Annotated in this window: 1 protein-coding gene; it reads left to right on the top strand. The window is 48.2% G+C overall.

Features of this window, described 5'->3' with window-relative positions; translation table 11 throughout:
* Positions 1-608: hypothetical protein (locus tag ACXAG1_RS16965; protein ID WP_475120337.1), on the top strand; the 608-nt coding region annotated here is incomplete at both ends.

Raw genomic sequence — 608 nt, 5'->3', positions numbered from 1 at the left:
CCTCCGCCACCGACCTCTCAGTGGTTTTTGATGAAACAGTTAGTTTTTCAAATATTATTTTTAGTGATGTAGAGGTGATTGACACGAATGGAGGAAATCTTTTAGGTGGGGTCTCCAATGAAAGATTTAGTGTCACCGGTTCCGAAGTGTCCGTCGATCTCCTTGATGCCGATGGCGAGATTGAAAAGAGTAGCGTTTTTAAATATGTGGGAATGGAATCTGTTCTAGGTGGAGCAAGTGGCGGTGATGTTGTTCGGGCTCCCGATGGCGAAGAGCTCACTATACCTCAGTCTAGCGTGATTACATTTGCTGGCATTGATTTTGATGAAGTGGAAGCTATTGAAGCAAGTAATGCGGGCCTGACAGGAACTGCTGGTGCTGATGTTTTTACTGTTCTCGAGGGCGGTAGAGTTTTGGTAGACGGATCAGCTTTTGAATTCGGAAACCTAACAGGAATCATCGGCAACGGCGGTACCGACACCCTCAATACCAGCGCCGTATCCCTGACGGGCAATTTGAACGAAGTCACTGCCCACGGGATTACCGCAACCGGAATCAAAAACGTTGCCAGTGCCAATGTCACCGGCAGTACCGGCAGCGATGCCTTT

It is taken from the genome of Microbulbifer sp. ABE4_465 (assembly GCF_056160765.1).
The sequence above is the reverse complement of the archived record's forward strand: the minus strand, read 5'-3'. Positions and strand labels throughout refer to the sequence as shown.